This is a genomic window from Flavobacterium xinjiangense (assembly GCF_900142885.1).
Lineage (GTDB): Bacteria > Bacteroidota > Bacteroidia > Flavobacteriales > Flavobacteriaceae > Flavobacterium > Flavobacterium xinjiangense.
Window position 1 is genome coordinate 279,863 of the sequence record NZ_FRCL01000005.1, and the last position, 6,668, is coordinate 286,530.

General features: G+C 28.9%; 5 protein-coding genes. 4 read left to right on the forward strand and 1 reads right to left on the reverse strand.

Features of this window, described 5'->3' with window-relative positions; all coding sequences use genetic code 11:
• Positions 1-3: 3 nt before the first annotated feature.
• Complete coding sequence (locus tag BUC23_RS08490) at positions 4-216, reverse strand: hypothetical protein (RefSeq protein WP_073208405.1); 213 nt, start codon at positions 214-216, stop codon at positions 4-6.
• Between the two features lie 1,214 nt (positions 217-1,430).
• Between BUC23_RS08490 and BUC23_RS08495 the strand changes: the two genes are divergently transcribed.
• From BUC23_RS08495 to BUC23_RS08510, 4 genes are all read left to right on the forward strand, one after another.
• Complete coding sequence (locus BUC23_RS08495; RefSeq protein WP_073208408.1) at positions 1,431-1,994, forward strand: Crp/Fnr family transcriptional regulator; 564 nt, start codon at positions 1,431-1,433, stop codon at positions 1,992-1,994.
• Positions 1,995-2,636: 642 nt separating this feature from the next.
• Positions 2,637-3,704: a sensor histidine kinase gene (locus tag BUC23_RS08500; protein ID WP_073208412.1), complete on the forward strand. Its 1,068-nt coding sequence runs from the start codon at positions 2,637-2,639 to the stop codon at positions 3,702-3,704.
• Complete coding sequence (locus tag BUC23_RS08505; protein WP_073208415.1) at positions 3,697-4,392, forward strand: LytR/AlgR family response regulator transcription factor; 696 nt, start codon at positions 3,697-3,699, stop codon at positions 4,390-4,392. Before BUC23_RS08500 ends, BUC23_RS08505 begins: the two co-directional genes overlap by 8 nt.
• A 382-nt stretch (positions 4,393-4,774) precedes the next feature.
• A partial coding sequence (locus BUC23_RS08510; protein WP_073208472.1) for a TonB-dependent receptor occupies positions 4,775-6,668 on the forward strand: 1,894 nt, incomplete at its 3' end.

The following is a 6,668-nucleotide window of genomic DNA, read 5'->3' on the forward strand; positions in this document are numbered from 1 at the left end:
TATTTATAAGTCTTTAAATTTTGCCATATTTATTTCTGGAATTAAGCACTTAATGCTTACGTTCCTATTCCAAAATTTTTCGATATATTTCGTTTGTTGAATGATTCCATCAACAACTTTAATTCTAGTTTCAAAATTTTTGGCGAATTTTAGAGGCAACTCTATCTCAAAGAGAATATAGTTAATTCCATTAATTGGATAAATTAATTTTTCCATTTTTTTTTTTTTTAAGGACGAATTGCAACAATAATCTTTGCTTTACAAAGGGTTGATTGCGTAAAATAAACCTATTAGGTAAATGTTTTTTTTTAATCTAAAAGATGTAAATTATTCTTTTTTAGATAAATTTTTATTGAGAATAATTTTGATGCACGATGATTAAAAAATGAATTGATCTGTTTTGTTTCCACATACAAATTTTTAAATTACAGCGTTAATTTTACTAGACAAAAGTCTAGAAAAAATATTTTTTTTTTTTGATGTGGCTTTAGCAAAAAAAAAATATAATTACATTTCATAATTTTCCCAAAGCCTCCAATTCTACTTTTCAATATTTTCTGATATAGCTGTTTGGTAATTTATATTGCAAAGGGAACTTTTAAAAAGCCCGTGTGAAAATTTTGAAACTAGAATTTAGTTTATCAATTTCTTTAGATTGATTTTACGGATTTTCAAACACTACCAAATCCAACTGCTATTTTGTTTTTAAGTGCTCAACTAGTTTCAAAATATATAAAAATGGATCCATCAAAGTATTTCCAGTAGAATACTTTATGAATTGAATTTTTTAAAAACAGGATTTGAAACTTACCAATTAAAAAAAAAATGGGACATATTTAAATTTGGAGATCTGGATGATTAAAATTTCGCTTAATTTCTGTAATGCCAGTCGGAACTGTTTAAACCTATTGTTATAGAAATACTTAAAAAGAAGTCTAATGCTGTGTTATTGTAGTATTACTTTTAATCAAAATAAATGGTAATTATTTTTGTTTAATAAGTACAGTTTTTTTTTATCTATTGACTCTAAGAGCTTTTAATGCTTTATATAAAGGATTATTTTAAACATTAAATCAAAGATTTGCGAGATGTTGCATTAATAATTTTCAGTGCGACTTATTCAAATATTTTGTCTTGTATCCAACAATACCTGTTGGTAATAGTTTGCATTGGCGTAATATTAGAAAAGTAGTCTATGTGAAAAATGCAAAATAAAATGGTTTGATTTGTTACTTGTTTACTTTATCGCATCTGATTGATTGTTTTTATTTCTTAACTAGAGTGAATGAAATTCAAAGTTGTAGATATTATTTTTGCCCTTTCAAAATTGTCAGTTTTCATAATGAACACTAACAAAAAACAAGAAAATTTCGAGTATAAGCTATAATCCAGCAGCTTCAGGATTAATAATTGGAATTAACGCAAAAGGTATGATAAATCTAAAAAAATATTTTAATATGTTTGGATTTGAGGCGAATGATTTAGATCAAATTTTAAATTCATTTAGACTCCAAACATTTAAAAAAAATGAATTCTTTATAAAGCAAGATAGAATAAGCAACCATTTAGGTTTTGTTGAAAGCGGCGTGTTTCAATATTACGTTTTGAAAGAAGGTGAAATTAGAACGACCTATGTTTCAATTGAAAATACTTTTATGGCTTCGCGCTTGAGTTTCGTGAATGATAGACCTGCGATTGAAAACGTAAAAGCATTAACAGATGGAAGTATCTGTATCATTAGTAAAACCAATCTAAAAAAATTGATAAACGAAATTCCAAGTTTTAAAGATTTTTACATTGGTTTTTTAGAAAGTTCCATTTGCAATATTGATGCTAATCGTCATGATCTTATTTTGCTAAGCGGGGAACAACGATATAGTAAAATGTTAAAAGAAGAGCCGGAACTTTTGCAAAAAATTCCGCTTCAATGTTTAGCATCCATACTTGGAGTCACTCCCAGACATTTAAGTCGTATCAGAAATAACATAAGATAGTTTTTACTGAAAAGTGTTTTTTATATTTTAGATTAAAAAAATAGAAAAATAGGTCAAATTAACGAAGGTAGCCACTTTGTTTTTGAATAGATTTTGTTAGAAGAAGAATAAAGCTTAAGTAATTTTTTTAGTTGAATTATTTTTGGATCTTTTTAAATTAAAACTTAATTTTTAAAAATATTATAGGTAAACTGAGCATCGATAATTGTTTCTTTTTATTTCTATGGTGCGAATGTCCAAACTATTTTATAATTATGCTTGGTATTTCAAAAATTATTGGATTTTACAGTTTTTTATGGTTGCTTTTTATAACGATGCCGTCTAAATAATAGCAACAATCTTTATTTAGCAAAATTATTGCAAACCTATTTTCTAAAGTGTTCAAAGAAGTTAGATAGGTGGCGGACTAAAAAGTATAGTGCAGTTTGGATTTTACAGAACTATTCAACTTTTTTGGACTATCCTGCAAATTAGATTTTGTTCCAAATTACGACAACAATTCTTAGTATGAGCATATTCCATGAAGCATCTGAATAAGTCTTTCTTGATTTTGTAAACAGATATCTCCATTTTTAATAATATATTTTCGATACATTCTAAAATCTTTGAATTTATTTCTTATAAATTACTAAATTTGAAGTTATGAAAAAATCAATCATTATTTTGTTGCATATTGGTTTTTGGATGTGCTATTTACTTTTAATATCAATCATGTTAGCAGTTTTCTATAGAAGCAGCAGTCATGCAGTAGATCAGACCGCACGAATTGTAAATGCCTTCAAATCACTTTTTCTATTTGCGTTTTTTCCTTCAGCCATCACATTTTATGCATGTTATTTTATAGTATTCCCAAAATACCTGCAACAAAAAAAGTTTGTAATTTCCATTATTTCCGGTATGGTATTTTCTATAGGTGCTGCAATACTTGCATATATTATAATGCGCTATTTTATAGAATCAGGTCAACTTATTGATATGGATAAAGGAGGTATAAATGGTAGATCTACCGCTATAAGAACAATAATGGCTATGAGCTTTATTGCTTCGATTTGCGGTTTGGCGGCCTTGATTCTTAAAGGTTTTATTACTTGGGTTAAAGAAATAAAATTAAAAGAAGAATTGAAACAAAAAAATCATGAAATAGAAATGGCATTAGTAAAAGCCCAGCTTGATCCTCATTTCTTATTTAACACTTTAAATAATATCGATGTATTGATATTAAAGGATGCCACAGAGGCTTCTAATTATTTAATTAAACTATCCGATATTTTGCGTTTTATGTTATACGAAACTAAAACAGATACAATTTTGCTTAAAAAAGAAATCGAATATATTGAGAAGTATATAGAATTGCAAAAAATAAGAACTGCAAATTCTAATTATGTGAGTTTTAAAATAAATGGTATGCAGGATGATCGAACAATAGCGCCAATGATTTTTATTCCATTTATCGAAAATGCCTTTAAGCATACTACAAATAAGAAAATAGACAATGCTATAAGTGTTGAAGTATTTATTAATAAGGAGAACATCATATTCGTTTGTGAAAATAAATTCGATACAACTCGAAAATTTAAAAAAGAAAGTAATGGTTTAGGAAATGATCTTATTCAAAAACGCCTAAAACTGATTTATCCAGAGAAACATATATTAGAATTAGACAATCATATCAACTTTTATAGTGTAAAATTAACAATTAAAAATGGATAGATACTCTTGTATTATAATAGAAGACGAACCCTTGGCACTCGAGAGAACAAAGAGTTTTGTCAATAAAATTCCCTTTCTCAATTTATGTGGTACGTTTGATAATGCGCTTAAAGGTCTCTCTTATTTAAAATCTAATAAAGTCGATTTACTTTTTTTAGATATTAATATGGATGAATTATCTGGTATTGAGTTACTTGAAAGTTCAAAAATAGAAAGTCAGGTTATCATAACGACAGCCTATCAGGAATTTGCTATAAAAGGTTATGAACTCAGTGTAACGGATTACTTATTAAAACCTTTTACGTTTGATCGATTCTTAAAAGCCGTAAATAAAGCGCAGGAAAATATTAACTATAATCTTCCTCACTTGCCAATAGATTTTATTTTTGTGAAGACCGAAAATCGATTAGAGAAAATAAATTTAGTCGATATTTTATTCATTGAAGGAATGAGAGATTACAGAAGAATTCATACTGTAAATAAAAAAATCATGACACTTCAAAATTTTAGTGAACTAGAGCAAATTATACCCTCTAATTTAGTTTGCAGAGTTCATAAATCTTACATGGTTGGGATTAACAAAATTGAATCTATTGAAAGGATGAGAATAATAATTTCAAATCAGAGAATCCCAATTTCAGAAACCTACAAAGAGCTATTTTTTCTTGTAATAAATAATAGAATATAACTTTTCATTAATCGTCTTGCAGAATTAAAACAGGAACTTGCAGACATCCTCATTTAATTGGCATATTTAGATTGTAGACCTAACTTTATTCTTGGACTTTTGTATAAGATATTATTACTTATACATAAGGAACAATTATGAAAAAGCTCATTTATGCCTATATATTACCTGTTATTATAGATAGACTGGCTTATTGTCAAAACTCAATCCATACAGATAGAAACGGAAAAACTAAAACTGCAATCCTAATTACAAGTTCACACTACATTTAGATTCCATTTCCTTCATTTTTGTTCTACTCCGCAACTTTTATTTTGGGATGCCTTTGTTTGGTAAATAATAATGACAATTATGTTAAAAAATATAAAAAAAAAATAAAAACATGAATACAAAATTAATTTATTTCGTAACGCTGACACTTCTGCTTTTTGTCAGTAGTATGTTTTCTCAAGAAAAGTGTACTTTAAGTGGAACCGTTTCTGATGCTAAAAGCAATGAAACCATAATTGGTGTAAACGTATATATTCCCGAATTGAAAACGGGAACTACCACTAACGAATATGGTTTTTACTCTATCACTATTCCTAAAGGGAACTATAGAGTTCAGGTGAGTTCAGTAAGTTTCCAAACAATCACAGAAAGTGTTAATTTAGACAAAAACACCAAAAACAATTTCAAGCTTTTCAGTAGTGAAGAACAATTACAAGAAGTAGTAATTAAAAAGGATAGGAAAGCAACCAATATCAAAAAAGCAGAAATGAGTGTCAATAAACTTTCTATTGCCACGATAAAAAAGATGCCGGTGGTCCTTGGAGAAGTTGATGTACTGAAATCTATTTTATTACTTCCTGGGGTGACCAACGCGGGAGAAGGCGCTTCTGGTTTTAATGTTCGTGGAGGGGGGGCAGATCAAAATTTAATTCTTCTTGACGAAGCTACAATTTTTAGTTCTTCACATGTTTTTGGTTTTTTCTCTGTTTTTAATCCTGATGCTATAAAGGATTTAAAATTATACAAAGGAGGAATCCCTGCAAGATATGGCGGAAGAGCTTCTTCTGTTTTAGATATTTATCAAAAAGATGGAAGCAGTACTGGTTTTCATATGAATGGCGGAATTGGATTAATTTCCAGTAGATTGCTAGCTGAGGGGCCAATAGTAAAAGACAAAGGCTCATTTCTTATTGGTGGCCGTGCATCTTATGCTCATTTATTTTTAAAATTTTTGGAGGAACAGAAAAACAATGCGGCCTATTTCTATGATTTGAATACCAAGTTATCCTATAAGTTAAACCCAAGCAACAATTTATACCTTTCGGGCTATTTTGGTCGGGATGTTTTTAGTTTAGATAAAAGTTTTACCAACACCTATGGTAATTCAATTTTAAACTTACGATGGAATCATCTGTTTAATGATAAATTATTTTCAAACCTATCGGTAATATATAGCGATTATTACTTTGGATTAAATTTAGATTTAGTTGGATTCAAATGGGATTCGGGAATCAAAAATTACAATATTAAGTACGATTTCAAAAATTATATTTCTGATAAATTCAAATTAAATTTTGGTGCAAATAGTATTTATTATGATTTCAATCCTGGAACAATAAATCCAACGATTGCAAATTCAGGAATAAATTTTGAACAATTAGATAAAAAATATGCTTTTGAACCGGCAGTATATATAGACGCTGAACAAGAACTATCTAAAAAGCTTTCACTCTCCTATGGTTTACGATACAGTATGTTTTATAGATTAGGTAGATCATCGACTAATATTTATGCCAACAATGAACCAGTGATTTTTAATCAGGATGCACAGATTTATGAAAAGGCAACTCCAATTGGAACTAAATTGTATGATAAAAATAAAGTGATTCAAAGCTATAACTATTTAGAACCCCGATTTGCTGTGGCTTACGAACTGAATAGCAATCAATCCGTAAAGGCAAGTTATAACAGAATGGTTCAGTATTTACAATTGGTTTCCAATACTTCGTCACCAACACCACTTGACATTTGGACGCCAAGTGACAACTACATCAAGCCGCAAATTGCAGACCAGGTAGCTTTGGGTTATTTCAGGAATTTAAGCGATGAGATGTATTCTTTGGAAGTGGAAACCTTTTACAAAAAGATTCAAAATAGGATAGACTACATAGACGGTGCTGATTTGATTGCAAACAAAGCAATTGAGCAGGTAGTTCTCAACGGACAAATGCGTTCTTATGGTTTAGAAGTGATGTTTCGTAAAAACGAAGGCAGATTCACCGGTT

Excerpts from the sequence above, each read along its gene's own strand:
- BUC23_RS08490 (WP_073208405.1), bottom strand. The coding sequence starts at position 216 with ATGGAAAAATTAATTTATCCAATTAATGGAATTAACTATATTCTCTTT.
- BUC23_RS08505 (WP_073208415.1), top strand. The coding sequence starts at position 3,697 with ATGGATAGATACTCTTGTATTATAATAGAAGACGAACCCTTGGCACTC.
- BUC23_RS08495 (WP_073208408.1), top strand. The coding sequence starts at position 1,431 with ATGATAAATCTAAAAAAATATTTTAATATGTTTGGATTTGAGGCGAAT.
- BUC23_RS08500 (WP_073208412.1), top strand. The coding sequence starts at position 2,637 with ATGAAAAAATCAATCATTATTTTGTTGCATATTGGTTTTTGGATGTGC.